Below are 17,100 nucleotides of genomic sequence, written 5' to 3'. Positions count from 1 at the left end.
AAATTAAAGCGAAACCAGGTGTTCCGGAATCCCGCATCAGATATCACAATGGGCGTAGCGCCTTGTGGGAGAATATCTTGAAGCTTATCGAGAAAGCGCTGATGGGATGTTGGTGAATTATATTGCTTATATTCAAAGGCTTGTTCATACAAAGTCACTGCACGGCCATCGAGTACAAACTCAGTCGCAAGTAGCAGAAATTGAAGTCGTTTTTTTATTAATAGTGGGACACTGATTGGTTAGCGTCTCTTGTAGTATCTGAATATCGTGCATCGGTAATTCCTCTTGGTGGAATTTGGTTTTTGGCGAAATTCATTAGATCAAAAGGTACGGCGCGCGTCCTTCTCATTATTTAGAAACGGGATTTGCGACGCTACCAACTCACCGCCTCATTCAAGTACCGCAATTTGTCGTTTAATTGTACACCGCGTTCGTTCTTACTCGCCTAACGCTGGCCCATGAGTTACTCTTTGATGTTCGGATCTTCATTCACCTTCAGCAAAGCCACTAACTTCAATATGGTCTGTCGAACCCATATCTTCGTGTCATCTGAAAGCTCCGTCCCTTCCACTAACATCAAATCCAGTAACGCACTCAGTTCAATGATTAAGTCGTCTACATCCGCTCTGGGTAGCTCTATTTTTTTTACACCAACCCTATCCCTAGCCATGACCTTCGTTCCATTTTTTGAATTATTACGTTAACACTAGACAACGCGACAATGGCACATCAATAGCTGGTACTGCTCTTCAATTAGACTTACTCAACCTTTTAAATTATCGGACAATAGCCCCAACTTTTATTCATACAGTTCAATAAGAAGTTCAATGTCAGTTAATGCATACAAAAGATGACAATTAACAGTATGTTAATGTTAGACACTGATTAAAATGTCCAGTCTTTCATTCAAATCAAATAAAGGAACCGTTAATACACTTGTCAAAGTATTCTCAAATAAGATAACTCACTTATTTTTATCAATAATTTTTTGCGTATCAACACAGCCACACTTTCAATTAATTCCGATAAAACCGGATACATACTGAGCGTAAAAGCCGTGGCATAAGTCATACTCAATGCCCTTTCGTTACTCTGTGTACCTCTGGAAGTTCTCAGCAGCTGGCAGCTTCAGCACGCTTCTGCCCCAAAGCCAGTGTCACTGAGTCCGTCATGGCGCGGAAAAAAGAAAAACAAAACCAAACCAAACCAAACCAAACCAAACCAAACCAAACCAAACCAAACCAAACCAAACCAAACCAATTATGTTGAAGTGCGCCGCATTCTTTAAAGGAGTGGCGTGTCTCAACTGTGAAACTTTCTTTCTGTATTTCACCAGATTTCTCTCAGTAACTGTCTGCTTTAACAATTAATCTGATTTCCACAATGTCTCAGTCTTATTTGTGAATCAATATTCTCATCGTTGAATTCTCCTCAATCTCTTCTAGCTTATTTTTCGATACGAAATTTTACGCGCACCCGATTTGTGGGTGTGCTGATGGACTTAACACGCTTCACAACCATTAGACGTAATTTATCGAGGACATAGGATGTATTTCTTCAAGAAAGCGATATGGGTGGTGCCGGTATTTTCACTTGGACTCACCGCTTGTGGGGGGGATGACGGTAATACGTCGGCCTCCGTACCGGGGGACGCGAATAGTCTCCCTTTACCGGGCGCACCGGTTTTAGCACAACCGACGGTGGGGGCGCTCACAGGTGATGCTTATCCTGTCACCTTCAGTTGGAGTAGCGCCACGAATGCGGCGGGCTATTTCCTGTGTAGAAAAGATGCATCACAAGACGATAACTGTGCAATGGTGGGCGAAACGACGGCCCTTACATCGCTGACTCTGCCTCTGAGTTTGGACACGCCGGCTGACTATTTTGTATTGGCCAAAAACAGTTCAGGCTCAACGGCGTCTACTGAGATAGCCGTATCTATTCCCAAACCAGAGATGCCGGTTTTAGCGACGCCACAGGTGGGTGCGTTCAACGATAGTTCTCGTTTTTACCCTGTCACCTTTAGCTGGGATAGCGCCGAGTATGCGACGCACTATACCTTGTGCAGAGAAGACGGATCAGAAGACGATGACTGTCAATTTCTATTAGAAACCGAAGCGAACAATACCTCGCTTACTGCCAATCTAAATTTGGACGAACTGGCTAATTATTTTGTATTGGCCTCTAACGGTACGGGCAAAACAGCGTCTGGTAAGCAAGCCCTCTCTCCCGCACCTGGTGCAACGAATTTATCGCTAGAGGTGGGTGCGCTCTCAAATGGCTATCATCCTGTCACCTTTACCTGGGATAGCGCCGAGCATGCGACGGGATATACCTTGTGCAGAAAAAATGATGCACTCGATGATGACTGTGAAAAGCTGGGCGAAACGACTGACACAACGCTTACTCTGAGTTTGGGCCCACTGAAAAATCATTTGGCTGAATTTTTTGTGCTAGCCGAAAACAGCACGGACAAAACACCGTCTGGTTACGAATCCTTAACATCATCAGACCTGACAACATTGATAACCTACATCAAGGCCTCGGATCCCTCGACGAGTGACCAATTTGGCTGGGCGGTATCGGTGTCAGAGGATGGCAACACCCTCGCGGTGGGGGGTATTGCAGAAGATTCCAATGCCGATCTCACTAACGCTACCGGGGAAAGTAATTCCGGCGCGGTGTATGTGTACCGCTTTGCCAGTGGCCGTTGGTCGGAGGAGGCCATCATCAAGGCCTCGAATGCCGGGGCAGGTGACCAATTTGGCACGTCGGTATCACTGTCATCGAATGGCAACACCCTCGCGGTGGGGACTCGCTATGAAGATTCCAATGCCGATGGCTCTAGCGCTACCGGGGCTGATAATTCCGGCGCGGTGTATGTGTACCGCTTTGCCAGTGGCCGTTGGTCGGAGGAGGCCTTCATCAAGGCCTCGAATACCGGGGCAGGTGACTATTTTGGCTGGGCGGTAACGGTGTCAGGGGATGGCAACACCCTCGCGGTGGGGGCTTATGCAGAAGATTCCAATGCCGATGGCTCTAGCGCTACCGGGGCTGATAATTCCGGCGCGGTGTATGTGTACCGCTTTGACAGTAACAATTGGTCGGAGGAGGCCTTCATCAAGGCCTCGAATGCCGGGGCAAGTGACTATTTTGGCTGGGCGGTATCTTTGTCATCGAATGGCAACACCCTTGCGGTGGGGGCTTATGCAGAAGATTCCAATGCCGATGGCTCTAACGATACCGGGGAAACTGATTCCGGCGCGGTGTATGTGTACCGCTTTGACAGTAACAATTGGTCGGAGGAGGCCTTCATCAAGGCCTCGAATACCGGGGCAAGTGACTATTTTGGCCACTCGGTATCTTTGTCATCGAATGGCAACGCCCTCGCGGTGGGTGCTTATGGGGAAGATTCCAATGCCGATCTCACTAACGCTACCGGGGAAAATGCTTCCGGCGCGGTGTATGTGTACCGCTTTGCCAGTGGCCGTTGGTCGGAGGAGGCCTTCATCAAGGCCTCGAATGCCGGGGCAAGTGACTATTTTGGCTACTCGGTATCTTTGTCATCGAATGGCAACACCCTCGCGGTGGGGGCTCGCAGTGAAAGGTCCACTGACACCGGCATTAACGGTGACGGGAACAATGATGATGCACCTTCTAATAGAGGCGCTGCGTATGTGTACCGCTTTGACTTTAACAAATGGTCGCAGGAGGCCTACATCAAGGCCAAGTATAATACCCATACAGGTGACTATTATTTTGGCCGCTCGGTATCGGTGGCAGGGAATGGCAACACCCTCGCGGTGGGGGCTCGCTATGAAGATTCCGGTGCCACTGGCATTAACGGTGACGGAAACATTGGAGGTGGAGGTGATACCGGCGCGGTGTATGTCTTCTAGTCTATACCAGTAGCAACAATGGACGCGCCCAAACACGGTGTTGCACCAAACCGAGAAGGTGAAATCTGTGAATCGGGCGCGTCCATATCTATCCTAATGGGTCGGTTTCTTTTTGTGGGCTCAGCCAACATTGCGCTAAAACAACAAAGTGGGTGCGTCACTTTGCGTAAATAGCGCTAAGAATTGGTCGATGGAGAGCACAAAAGCTAAGTCGGAATTGTCCAAAAACTGTTTAGAAATGGCACTCGCGACGCTACCAACTCACGCCTCATTCAAGTACCGCAATTTGTCGTTCACCTGAATGCCCCGTTCGTTCTTACTCGCATAGCGCTGACGCGCTTTTACCGAGCGTCTCAGGTCTGCCGTTTTGATAGGGATGCGGGGGTTCTTGCGGTTGAACCTCGCTATGTTTTTCTGGGTTTCCAGCATCAAAGCTGTATCGGATTGCTTAAGACCCAACCAATACGCTGTCATCAAGTCTCTGCGGCGGTCAACGATGTGTTTCTCATAGCCCTTGATGGCATTGTTGAGCTGGTACTGTTTGAGCAACGCATGGTCAGAAAAGCCGAAGGACTGCATAAGCAATTGCAGGCCTGTAAAGTCATCTTTCTCTTTGTACGCATCGCCCCGGTAAGTCAACGCACCTTCTTCCGCATAACGCACCGCCTTCATCGGGTCACGGACGAATTTAGGCACAATCTTCTCAACCCCCCGCCATGTATGCCCATCAGCGATGTCTTGCGTCCCCCGCAGAGCGCCCATCACCACGCCGCCCAGCACAGGCCCAGCGACCTGTTGCGCGTAATGTGTCCAAAGGTCTTGCCCTTCCACATCCCGGTTAGCGTCGCGCAACCACAGCCCATCGAGCGAGATACGTGACGACAACCCTTCCCCGCCAACGCCATGCAGGATGAGGTCTGACAGGTCTTTTCCGAAGACGTCAGCAACATACCCCTTGAATTCGGTTTCAGCATCCCACGGCTCATCCTCGTCACCTTTAAAGGTGTTCGCCAAGGCATAGAGGGCACTCAGTGGTAACGCACTCACACCACCGAGTAATGTGGTCATCCCCAACGAGCCAATGAGCTGCTTGCGCGCCATAGCTTTTACTTCTGGGTCCAACCCCTTAAAGGACAGATATGCATTTCTAGCAAGGAAGTAAGTCATGTTCTGGCTGTACTGTTTGAACTGGGTAATAACCTTCATGGACGGCGACTGCATGTAACGCGCGCGGTTGGCGTTGGTGTAGTCAAAGTGTGCGTCCCAGGTTATGTCAGCCGCCTCTCTCACCGCGCCATCATGGCTCATGCCTTTCTTACGCGCCAGGCGATAAGCGGCCATCGCCGTCGTTTCACGATTGAACACTTCGGCTTTATGGAACAAGGCACTGACCATGTTCATCGCCTTTTCATAGTGCTCGTTATATTGCCAGTTCTCCGCCTCGGCCATCCCTGCAAGGTCATTCGCATTGGTCGCATCAATCAAGCCCATGTCTACCCACTGCTGATAGGCGTCTTTCTCGTCATATTTGGTCAGCTTGCCTTTAATACTGCCTTTGCCAGTAACGAATTCCTTCATCGTTGTCATCAGCATGCTCGACGCTTTACCTGCACCGAATTTACTGCCAAGGATTGGGAGGGCGACAACAAAGTTCTGCGTCGTGTTAATGGCCGCAGCAGCGGGAGACACCCCCAACATCCAGACAAAACCCACAGAAGTTATCATCTGCGCGGCTTTTGAGTGTGTCGGGTTCATCACCCATTCATGCCGCTTCATGAGCTCTTCCGCGTAACGGCCTGCCTGGTTGTTGCCGGAAATGGTAGCGGCCTTTTTCGCTTCCGCAGCCTGCTTGGTGAGCTCGTCTGAATACTCCATGCGAGCAAGCTGATACGCGCCTTTCATCATGTTGGATGCCATAGCCCGCAGCGCATCATTACTCCATCCCTTTACCTTTTTACGGTGAATGAATTGCTTTCGCATCGAGCGGGACGGCAGTGCCTGCAGGTACATTTGATAAATAGAGTCTTTGATTTCGTCTTTTTTGAGAACATTTAGCGAGGTGTCATCAATCTTGTTCATCAAATCGGTGACAAAAGACAGGCTGGCACCATTGATGGCCGGGTTGCCTTCCATTTTATAGCCGGTTGATACCTCAAAGCCTTTCTCACGCAGACGCTTTGCCATGGCGCGTTGCTCGGCTTCGCTATCAAACATCATGTAGCGTTGTTCCCCGCTCTCATCCATGGCGGATAACCAGTAATCGCCAAAACGCGCGAGCGGAAAGTATGGCGCGTTCACTTCCTGCAGATCGAACATGGAGCGCAGTTCAGCGATGCGTTTTTTCTTCACACGGCCATCAATCTCAGCGTTCATGATTTGCTGCTCAAGGAGCTGCTTATACTCGTTGTGGCGTTGCTTGTAGTTGTCGCGCATTTCGCGGTAATGCGCTTTCGCCTGCTCAGGCAATGCGTCAAATTGTGTCTTTAAGCGCGCGTGTTGCGCACGACGGCGCGGCTCATTTTGAAGGTCACGACGAAGCTCGCGTATCTCGTCCATCTGGGCTTTGGTCTTATGACTGCCTTCGTTAACATTCTCCAAATATTCAATGCGGCGCTGAATCGCTTCCTCAGCAGAGACAAAAGGCTTGTCCGGGTCTACGCCTTCAACTGTCGCATCGTGAGCGAGGCCAAACATCTGATCGGCCGCGTCTTTGTTTTTCGCGGCCCACTTGCGAATATGCTGGGCGATCTCAGCAGACTCAAACGCCATCTGGTTACGGCGTGTCAGCATGCGGTGAACGGTATCCACATAGGTTTTGACCATGGGCAAGGTGTCTTTAGACAGATCAGCCAACTGGCGAAGGGAGACAGCCCCCAGACCAAGGCGGCCACCGGCAACACCTTTCACTGCCATGCCTATTGCACTAAGCGCGGATTTAAACCGTACCTGTACCGTTTCGCCTTGACCCACTTTCTGAATGGCCTCATCAAACGTCATGCTCTGGGTTTTGGAAAACTTCACATCGTCGGTATCCGGTGTTATTTTCTTACTATCAGCTTTCGCTCCCACTTCTGGGTATATGGGTCCTTGGGTGTGTAGGCGCGGCCCCGAACTGTTGCCACCGGAAGCTGACTCATCTCGTTCGAATGAGTGGTCGTAGTAAAACTTCCCGTCAGGCATCTCCCTTGCATCTATCACAACATCTTTCACACGACCTTCAAGCCCAAACTTCACACCGAAATAATGGTGTGCTTTTACATTGAGGTTATCTTTGCGGTCAGGTTGACTACCCAGATATGTCGCAAGTCGGATAAGTTCATTCAGATAAGGGACACTGGAGATAAGATCAGGCTGTGCCTTTGACAATGTATGCTTAATCCCTGCTTTACTTATCGTAATGACTAAACCGCTATCGTCATTGACAACCTCTTGACCGACATGGATAAAGCTCTTTGATTTTGCCTTTAGACGGAGGTCTTTAACCGTAGACCCCGTCAGTGCCTTACCATGAACGACCTTCGAATCAGCAGGAACCCGGCTGAATTTCGCAGTAGACAGCTTTGATGTGCCCGTCCCTGCCTTCTCACCGTCCTCTGGCGCGCTGTCCGGATCCCAATGGTTGACCGATTTCACCCGGTCAATCAGGGTTTGAACAATGTTGTTCATTTCCGCCTGCGTCATGTCCCCCGGCTTCATCAGGCCCACTTTTCGTAGCGCATGGGCTATCGCCTCTATCACGCGATCCCACCATTGCTGAAGGGTATTTCTTTCAAGCTCGGCCGCATGCGCCAACACTTCTTCAACCTGCGTGACAGCATCCTGGTCGGCGTAATTTTTCAATACCTGCTCCCAAAGCCCCTTGAGGTGTTTGGATTGGCGGCCTGAAAACACCCGCACCAGAATTTTCTGGTACTCGCTGTCCCCGACCACGGATTTCAGCCCGTGGTGTACCAACACCTCATGGCGAAGCTTTTGGCGTAGCGTCTTCATATCAGGCATGTTGTCAGCCACCACGATGACGGAGGCGCTGCGGTCATGATAGAAGGCGTGAACTGTCGCATCGGGGAATGACTGACCCAGCAGCGTCTCGGCGTCTTTCTGGGTGTTCACCACGCGCACTTTGACGCCAGCCCCGCCCTTGTAGTCTTTCAGCCATTGCTTCACACCAAGCTCAACGTGCTTTACCGGTAAGCCTTTTTTGGGTTGATAGCCTGACGTGACACCTTCACGGGAGTAGAGCCTGACATGACCCTTTCCCGTCTCCTCAGACTCGATACTGTTGAACAGCCGGTCAAAGGCACGGCGAATGACAGCCCCCTCTTTGTCTGTCGGATAGGGATAGGCCTCAGCGGTGTTTTTATCCACGGCGCGGCCAGCCCACGCCTCCTGACTGAGGATGTTAGCCAGAAAATCATTGCTGGCGTTCTGGTCGGCCAGTTTGCCAATGAGGTAGGACTCAAAGCTTCGGGCACTCATTTCAATATGGGTAGACCAATAGTCTTTCGTCCGTTTGTTATCGAGTTGGCGGGAGCGCTGATACAGCTCAGTGCCCTGTATTGCTTTCATCACGCCTTCAAAGGCATCCCGCATTTCTTGCCGCACGCCTGCAACGGCGGAGGGATGGTCAGCGTCTCTCGTCAAATAGGTCGCAGCACCCTGTCCTCGCTCGATACCAAGGTTCATCTTGCCAAAGTAATTATCGAGTGCGTGCCACCACTCATGGCCCAACGAGCCTGCCCCATTATTTTTGGTGAGGTTGATGACCACACGTCCCGGCTCATAATGCGCGGCTGCCGGATTTCGCCCGCCAGCTCCTCTCGCCCCAAACGCCAGTCCCAGCTCGCCGTTTAAGGAAATGGCCTTGGGCGGAATGCCCAAGACCGCCGCCAAATCCATCAGGCCATCAAACGCATCATTGACCATACGCTGTCGCTTGGTTTGCTCGACCCAGTTCCCGAACTCCACGCCCCGGAAACCGAACGTCTTGGCAAAGTCTTCGGCCGTCACATCCCCGCCCTGACGTAAGTCCTCGCCGACTCTGGGCTGGTTAGTGTCGCGCCGGGGCGGTGGCGTATATTTTGCGCCCGCTAACTTCTCAGCCAGCACGTCATGCTGGTCTGTAAGCATCGCCCTCGCCTCGGCCAGCTTTTCAATCGGCCCGGCTAAGTCGATGTAGGTGCGGCCCACCTTCTTACCGATAAAAAAGCCCGCTTCCCCGGCTTTGGTGTAGAGGTCAAACGAGGTGTTTTTCTTAGGCGTCGGCCCCTGTTTCAGTTCGGCAAAATGAGTTTTGAAACGCTCGATAGCTTCTGTCTGCGTGCCACCACTGGCCATCACTCTCGGCCAGTTGCCATAAAGGCCCCCTTTCGCTTTGCGCGTCACCGTCCATATCGTTTTTGGCGGGTCATAGCGTGTGCCTTCAAACAGCGAGTAAGCACCGGATGACACCTCAAAATCAGACAGACTCTGGTCATGGCCCATGGCTTCATAAAGCGCCGCTTTACCAGAAAGGCCCAAGGTACCGCGTACCGAGCTTGAACTCAGCCGGGCAATAGCGTCATCCACCGGTAACGCACCATCAATCACTGTCATCCCGATATCACGGAGCATACTCACTTGTGTGGCCCACCGGGTGACCTTGTAGCTGGCGCGGGGTTTGGCGGGGACAATATCGCGGATAGCCCGGAACAGGCTCAGCGCCTCAGAAGATACCCCGGCTTTCAACAGGCTCGTGTAATTCGGTTGAGGCCAGACCTTGGACAGTGGCAGCACTTTAATGTCCTCACTGTCCTTGCCTTCGAGACTGCTTGAATACGCCTGCCAGATATCTTTGCGGGCACCACCAATCTTCTCACCGACATCCTCGATGCGTTCTGAAGCGACCGCTTTTTCTTCTTTCTCCTTAGCCGGTGTGGCCTCTGGCGTTTTATCCGACGGGTTGTCCTCAGCCTTTTCCACCGTTTCTGTGGATGACTCTTGTTGCGCTGGCGCTCGCTTTTCTTGAGGTGTGTGTTCAGTCTCGGTACTTTGTTTGCCAGTGGCCTCGTCATCGGTGCTGTCGGTCTTCGCCACTTGCTCCGCGTCGGCTTCCTCTTCAACCTCAGGTTGCTGTTGCGGCTTGGGCTGATAACGTGGCGTAAAGTCTTTCAGCGTCTTGGTGCGGTTGGCCTTGGCTTCGTCCATCATCATGCGAAGGCGGGTTGTTACAAACGCTTGTGCCTTGTTCAGGTCTTCACGTGCAGTGGTCTGTTCCTCTTCCGGCAGCCCAGCAATGATTTTCTCACCACGCTCACGCAGTTCGTTAATCACCTGAGCAACGGCATGACGCTCAAAGTCCGGTACGGTGACCGCCTCGTGACTCTTCGGGTTGAACAGCGCTTCCGCCTGTGCTCGACGCTCACGGTTTTCAGGCAACGATTCTTCATAGGCTTTTCGGCGCTCGGCTTCTGCCTCAAACGCGGCGATACGTTCTGGCGCATGGCGCAGTGATTCGAGCAACGCTTCCGCTAATTGTGGGTTAGCTTTCGCCATTCGCTGCTTGAGGCGCTTACGCATAGATTTGGTTTTCTTCACTGTGTCAGTGAAATCAGAAATCGGTTTTTGGCCCTGTTCACGTTGCGCTTGCTGTTCTGTTCGTTGTTGCTCTGCAGCCTGACGTTCCTGTTCATGCTGGAATGGGCGGGTTACACCACCCATCTCAGGCTCGGTAATGCCACCTTTGACCGAGCGCTCTGCCTCTGCTTCCCGTTTCAGTAGCTCAGCACGTGCCATGTCTGGATCGAATTGGCGTGCGTCCTTTGCCGCTTCTTCCGCTTCCCATTGAGCTATTCGCGGATCCTCAGGCGAATGGTAAGGCTTATATGTCGGTGGAGAGTGCTTAGCATTGAGCACTTGCTCCCGTCCTTGTTCTAGCGCCTGAATGTAGCGCTCAGTGTTAGAGGCTTTTCGCTGACCGGCTGCATTTCGTTGGCTCACAGCCTGGTCAAACAACTGTTGCAGGCCAGACGCATCCAAATCCAACTCACTGGCACGATCGGCTAATGCGTAAAGCTCAGCTTCTGCGCTGTGGTCGCCTTGCTCTAAACGATCAACCAACATGTCTGCTTGCTCTTGGTCCATGGCGTACGCCAGTTTCAGCGTTTGCACTGCATAGTCCTGCGGATCACTGAGCACGCGTCGTTTACGAAGAGCTTGTCGAGAGGAAACTAGCTTTTGTTTTAATGCGTCTTGCGTATCGACTTTTTGGCCAACAGCTTCCTGTCCCTCTTTAGAACTTTTTGGCGAAAGCTCGGAGCTGTCCGCCACAGATTCAGGCATTCCATGCTGTGGCGCAGTCTGTGAATCATCCACACCCTGTGTAGGTTGTGACGGCTCCCCACCTTCAACATGGTCAGTTTGCTTGTCGTCTTGTAGCGCGTCACCACCACGGTAAGCGCCTCCCGCCCCCATCGTCGCGCCCACAGCACCGCCGATAGCACCTTCGTTCACCGCAGAAAGCGCAACGCCATCCATCAGATCCACCTCGGTACCGGCGAACTCATTGGAGACTTTATTCGATACGTATTGCTGCACGCCACCTTGGGCCGCTTCGGTTGGCGCTTCGCGCGCTGCTCCCGCAGCAATGCTCTTCACCAGCCCTTTGCCTGTACCCTGCATCAATGTGCTCGCCAACGGTAAGTCACCGACTAAGGTCGCTGCCACACTGGAGCCTAACGTCAGTGGGTCCGTCATGGTTGCTCGAGATGCTCTGTCCGCTGTACGCTTTCTCGCCTCTTCCAGCTTTTCTATATCACTGAGATGAGTAAACTTAGGATCTTCATCAACCGTCAGAAAGGCCTCTTGGAATACCTCACTTTTGGCAAGTTGAGACAAGTCGGCATTTAAAATCGATTCTTTTGCCTGGTTCCCTTGCGAGCCAACATCAGAGCCCATAGCGACGGTAGCAGTTGGAGACTTACTCAGTGAGGCATGAGCAAGGCGTGCAGCTTTGGCGGCCAGTTCTGGCTTAGCACCTGAACGGATAGCGAGGTTTGTAAGAGACTGGATAGCTGCTCCCGATGACAGGCCGCCCGTTGAAATCGCCGTTGCAACGGTCGGGACCATATACCCGATCCCCTGCGCCAGTTGCATTGACCACACGGCGGGGTCAGTCGATAGCTTCCAGTCACCCTCTGGCGTCTCGGTGACCGGCAGAGTGTTCAGCGCCTGCTTGCCGTCTTCCGTCAGCGTCTCGGTTACCCACTCTTTAGCATCCGAAACCAGCTCACCGGCTTTCGCAATGTAATTGACCATTAAGCCTTGAGGCGTATAGTTTGCCGCTTCAACCAGTTCCTCAGGCACACCCATTTCACGGGCCTTCTCACCTAGGTACCCCTGGCCTTGTCGATATGTTTCGGCTCCTCCTTCAACTGCGCCCATCGCTCCAATCGCCAGCGCTTTTGCAGCATCACCGCCCGTGACTTCTAGGTCTCGCTCTGGGGCAAAAGCACTCAAATCAAAGTCATCAGATAGCATAAAGGTCATGTCAGTCGCAGCACTTAATGTCGCTTTTTGATGTTCACTGAAAGGGTCATTTTTCATGGTGTCTCCAACACAAAGGCAGAAAAAAACCGCTACCCTTTCGGGCAGCGGCTCTCATCGTGATAGGTTCGATATTATGGGCGTGTTCTCACCCGCTTTTGGACAGACGGTTACTTATCGACTGGCATAACGTTTGGCGTTCTCCGTGCGTATTTTCCCCGCTATCGCTTCCGCATTAGCGGCTTTCTGCTTATTAACCTCATTGGTATACGCGCGTTCGAGTGTCTGTACATCAAACTGCGTGAAATCCTGCCCCCTTTCTTTGAGCGCATTCAGAAAGCCTTGCTTGTTAGGATCGTCTGCAGCCCATTGCTCGTAAGCATCGGCGGGCGATGATTGGCGAGGAAGTTGACCTTTCTTATACATCGTGTCGAGGAATGTCCGCTGCTCATCAAACTCCTTATCAATGAGATCAAAAGCTTCTGGCGTCTGTTCGAGTGACTCACGTTTGGTCTTGCGACGCTCTTTTTCCAATTCAAGGACGGCGGAGCGGTATTCCTTCTCCATCGCCTTTTGTTCGACAGCCTGCGCTTTGGTTTCCTTACCCCGGAACAAAGATTGGTAAGCGGGTGAAAGCTGTGCCTGACGCCTCATCTTCAACTGACCGGTGATATCCTGCATCACAGCGTCCAGCGGAATGACCTTCACCTTGTCGCCGGGGTCGGTCGAACGACCTTCCGTGATAGGACGCATGTGCCTGCCATCTTCGCCTTCGTACTGCATGCTGGCATGTACCACCAGACCCGGCTGATCGCCTGCCATATCAGGATTGATATCACGGGAAAACGTCGCACCACCCCACTGAACATCTTTGATGACCTTGCCTGTTTTCGGGTCAGTCTGTCCGACGGATGCGATAAGGTTTGAGCGATAAAACACGGACAATGCGGTGTTGAGTTCCTGATCATCCAATCCGATTTCACCTTTCATCACCAGAGGAATTCTCTGCTCTAACGTGCCTGCTGCACCGTCCAACTCCTCATCGAACCAGCGACGGGGATCGTAAACGCCCCCTTTAATGTGTTCGCTCTCAAACACCTCATCAATATCACCGGTTTTTTGGTAGCGCTGCCATGCCGTTTCAAGTAGCGGCGCATTTTCTTGGATATAGGCTTTTCTTTTATCTTGCTGGAACAGATAGTCACTGCGGCGTTGACCGGATTTTGTATTGGCGATTTGCGCCTCCCGCAAGGATAGGTTCTTTTCGTGCAACTCCCCCTCACGCTGGCGCTGCACAGCGAGCCAGCCGCCCTCACCGTCCACACCGTATTTGTCTTCGTGAGCTTGTTGGGCACGCTGGTCTTGTGCATGTCTCAGGGCCATTTGCTGGTCAAAACGCTCATCGTGTTTCGCATCCCGAAGCCGTTGGTATTCCCTGTCTTCCTGACGGGTGAAATAACGGTCAGCCACATCAAATGAACGTAGCGCCGTATCCATGAACCCGCGGGTATCTAACTTTCCCATGATCACCTCTTAAAACAGCTCGCCAAGCACAAACCCACCGACGGCACCAATCCCCGCCCCAATGGGCCCACCAATCATAAACCCCAGAGAGGCACCGCTGACCGTGCTGTTCATGGTCTGCTGTTTCTCGGCCTGCTCGATGCTTTCGTTGGCCGCTTCTCTGTCTTTCTCCATCATGGCCGCATCCCGAAGGCCATTGAGTGCCATGCCTTTTGTTTTGCTGGCCACATTTCTCAGGCTATACCCCATCGTGCTCTCCTCTATTGCGCCGACGCATTTTGTTTCACGGCATACCCCGCCCCCGCCAAGGTTTGCATGGAGCGGTCACGCTCATGGTCTCTGAGGCCGTTTTTCGCCGCGACCGTTGCCAATGAGAGCTTGGCGTTGCGGTGCGCGTCACCCTCGGGGGTTAAACCGTATCTCGCCATCTTGTTCGCTTCAGAGAGCCTGGCAGACGCACCGGCATCGTTGGCATTGCTGTCTACCCGTGCCAACTGTTCGTTCAGCAGTTGGCCGCTTTGGGACTTCTGGAGCAATTCGACCTGTTTGGGGTAGAACCGGTTGAGCCAGTCATCGTACATATTGCGGGTAATTTCCGCGTAGGTATCAGAGGCTATACCCATCATCACTCTCCTTACGCATGCATCGCCCCGTCAGGGTTGAAGTTCGGATCATAACGGCCCTGCCGCGAGGTACTGGAGCCATCAATCAGGTTGGACGAGCCTGTCCCGCGACCAACAAACTGCTGGGCACTTCTGAGCCCAATCCCGGCAACAGCACCTGCCGTTTGTAAGTTGCCCGACCGGCGGTTGAAGTCCACCTGCGCATCCTGCTGGGCTTCCCTGAGACTCATCCGGGCCACGTCCGTCGAACGCTGCAAGGCTTCTGCCTGCTCCCCCAAGCCCATCGCCACCACATCGGACAAGCCGGCAATATGCGCATCCTGCCCGGCGGCTTGCGCCCTGTTGACCGTGTCAGCCTGGTGAGTTGCCTGAGCAGTAGAAAGGTCTGCCATGGCACTGCCAAATTTCTTGCTTGAAGGATTGATACCAGATGCGGTGAGATGTTTTGCCGTGGCATCCCGGTTCTCGCTAAACGCGCTGTTGTAAGCCAAATCAGTATCAGCTTTCACATTCGCCATGTTCGAATCGCTGTTGAGGTTATCGACGCGTTGGATAAACACATCTTCATATTGTTTGAGGTCTTTTTGGTAGATATCCCAATACTTGTTGGCAATGTCTGCCGATGCCTTTTCGTATTCGGTTTCCTCAACCTTGTTGTCATCACCACCGCCCATTTTTACCTCACAATGTTTTTGTCCAATGACCTACCCGCCCTTTCGTTTGGGAACGGATATAACCTTGTTGCGCCAGTAACGGCGCCAAGCCCGACACGGCGGTGTATAACTCCACCTTCTGCGCCTTTGCACGCCTTGCCATGTCATCGATTTGGGGTTGGTAGCGTGTGATTAAATCCTCTCCCCACCCATATGCAAACAGGACGAGCAACCGCCGCGCCTTTTTCTTCCCCCGCAGAGTCAGCACCACAAAGCCATCCGGGCACAGAAACAAAAATGCCCTCTTGGCTAAAAGGGCATGGTCAATGTCCTGTGTGTGGTCGTGTCCGTTCCGTGTGGCGGTTTGCCGGATGATGGGCAGCAACCTGTCGCGATACGACGCCCAGTCTGCCTGGCTAAAGCGGTTTTCCATCCTCGCGCCTAGGATTTAAACGACATAAACAGCAAGCTTTGAGCAGGAAATGAGAGGTACGCTGAGCCGGAAAAGTTAATGAAATAGCCATCCATACGGAACGTTACGGTAGTATTCATGGGCAGGTTGTACGCCTTTATTGGAATAGAGGCGGTACCCGAACCGATGATCCTGCTCATCTCATTCAACACCAATCCGTTGTTGATGTAATACCTGACATAGGGCTGACCATAGCCCCCGGAATCAAAGCGAATCTCGGGAACAATCAGCAGGCGGGGAAAAGGCGCTGCCGGGATGGTGATGCTGAAGATGTTGCTCCACACGGAGCCCGCCGAGTGCTGGCTTTGTCGTCTTGCGCCATTGGTATAGACGTGCGGTTTGACCACATCGCCAATGATTTGATTGGCATAGATGGTGCCTTTGACGGTGCAGTCCTGCTCAATGATGATGTTATTGAGGCGCCCGCCAGACGCGACCAAATAATCGGTATAGATAACGCCATTCTCCGTGATGCGGGTGTGGTATCCATTGTAAGGGCCACCGCTCCCGACATTGATTTCAGCGCCATTGATAACCGCAGAGGTGAGGGTTGGAGAGGTGATCGAAATACTGGCTCTCACCTCATCCGCGACAATGTGTTGGGCATTGAGGATTTGGATGGTGGCCGTTTCAATTAGGGCTTTGGGAATAATGACGTTGCCCTGGTCGATAGCCAGCAATGGCGCCAGCCCTTGGTTTGCATCATTGGGGTCAAAGACAAACACCTGACTCGCGGAAATGGCGACCTGGCTGACACCGTCAGCGTTCGCCAAAATGCCTATCCCAGCTCGAATATCACCGGCTTGCGCCTTGACCGCCCACATGTCGTCAAACTTCTCATGCGCACCATCAACATCTTCCTGTAGCGCCTGGATGAGCTGTGAGTTCTCCATCTGCTCACCTATCTCATCGATAACTTCGCTGATGTCCTGACTGGTGGAAACCTCTAACCCATTGGTCCCATTGTAAGGACCCGCAATATCATTCACATTCACATGGCGGATCCAATAAAAATACGTCGAACCCGGCGACACGATATCGTTAAAGACGGTGGCCGGCGTCGTGGCTATCTGGGTGGCGTCCGATAAGGTGTCTTTGTCATGGCGCCAAATTTCAGTGTGTGCATGGCCGGGGTACCCGGGTGGCTTCCATTCCAGCAGTATTGCGCCGAAGCCGCCGGCTCCCTTGAAACCCTGTGGCGGTGATGGGCGCTGTGCGTTCGTATTGCCCGTGCCCACCGGCGGGATGGGTTTGGGGACGACCTTGCCATCATGGGCTCGGAACACCGTCACGAGCCCCAGTGCCTGCAGTTCACGGACGGTGACGGCCCTGTCCAGACCATTCCCCCGTTGCCCTGTCAGCTTCTCGACGTTTTCTCGTATCGCCTCCTGACGGCGCCCGCCCCGCAC

General features: G+C 52.5%; 9 protein-coding genes and 1 pseudogene. 1 reads left to right on the top strand and 9 read right to left on the bottom strand.

Translation table 11 applies throughout. The features are described from left to right. Positions 1-8 precede the first annotated feature (8 nt). Together GMA8713_RS28740 and GMA8713_RS05570 are read right to left on the bottom strand one after the other, a co-directional pair. Positions 9-170: pseudogene (locus tag GMA8713_RS28740) on the bottom strand (IS4 family transposase); the annotation flags it as partial. 293 nt (positions 171-463) lie between these two features. Further along, positions 464-670 carry a hypothetical protein gene (locus GMA8713_RS05570; RefSeq protein ID WP_062706659.1) on the bottom strand — a complete coding sequence of 69 codons (207 nt, stop codon included), beginning with the start codon at positions 668-670 and terminating at the stop codon, positions 464-466. Positions 671-1,547: 877 nt separating this feature from the next. On the opposite strand from GMA8713_RS05570, the gene GMA8713_RS05565 reads away from it, so the two are divergent. Beyond that, positions 1,548-3,899, top strand: a complete 2,352-nt coding sequence (locus GMA8713_RS05565; RefSeq protein WP_062706656.1) for an FG-GAP repeat protein — start codon at positions 1,548-1,550, stop codon at positions 3,897-3,899. 261 nt (positions 3,900-4,160) lie between these two features. On the opposite strand, the gene GMA8713_RS05560 is transcribed toward GMA8713_RS05565, so the two are convergent. The 7 genes from GMA8713_RS05560 to GMA8713_RS05530 all read right to left on the bottom strand — a co-directional run bounded on the left by GMA8713_RS05560 (position 4,161) and on the right by GMA8713_RS05530 (position 17,100). Beyond that, on the bottom strand, positions 4,161-12,479 hold the full coding sequence (locus GMA8713_RS05560; protein WP_062706654.1) for a PLxRFG domain-containing protein: 8,319 nt from the start codon (positions 12,477-12,479) through the stop codon (positions 4,161-4,163). A gap of 114 nt (positions 12,480-12,593) precedes the next feature. Continuing rightward, positions 12,594-13,943, bottom strand: a complete 1,350-nt coding sequence (locus GMA8713_RS05555; protein ID WP_062706652.1) for a hypothetical protein — start codon at positions 13,941-13,943, stop codon at positions 12,594-12,596. Positions 13,944-13,952: 9 nt separating this feature from the next. Beyond that, positions 13,953-14,192 carry a hypothetical protein gene (locus tag GMA8713_RS05550; protein WP_062706650.1) on the bottom strand — a complete coding sequence of 80 codons (240 nt, stop codon included), beginning with the start codon at positions 14,190-14,192 and terminating at the stop codon, positions 13,953-13,955. 11 nt (positions 14,193-14,203) lie between these two features. After that, positions 14,204-14,569 carry a hypothetical protein gene (locus GMA8713_RS05545; RefSeq protein WP_232314368.1) on the bottom strand — a complete coding sequence of 122 codons (366 nt, stop codon included), beginning with the start codon at positions 14,567-14,569 and terminating at the stop codon, positions 14,204-14,206. 8 nt (positions 14,570-14,577) lie between these two features. Continuing rightward, positions 14,578-15,240, bottom strand: a complete 663-nt coding sequence (locus GMA8713_RS05540; RefSeq protein ID WP_062706646.1) for a hypothetical protein — start codon at positions 15,238-15,240, stop codon at positions 14,578-14,580. Between the two features lie 7 nt (positions 15,241-15,247). After that, positions 15,248-15,652, bottom strand: coding sequence for a hypothetical protein (locus GMA8713_RS05535; RefSeq protein ID WP_062706644.1), 405 nt, complete (start codon positions 15,650-15,652; stop codon positions 15,248-15,250). 8 nt (positions 15,653-15,660) lie between these two features. After that, a complete protein-coding gene (locus tag GMA8713_RS05530) occupies positions 15,661-17,100 on the bottom strand; it encodes a phage tail tip fiber protein (protein ID WP_157515494.1) in 1,440 nt (479 codons plus the stop codon).

Source organism: Grimontia marina (assembly GCF_900060185.1).
GTDB classification, from domain to species: domain Bacteria; phylum Pseudomonadota; class Gammaproteobacteria; order Enterobacterales; family Vibrionaceae; genus Enterovibrio; species Enterovibrio marinus.
The sequence above is the reverse complement of the archived record's forward strand: the minus strand, read 5'-3'. Positions and strand labels throughout refer to the sequence as shown.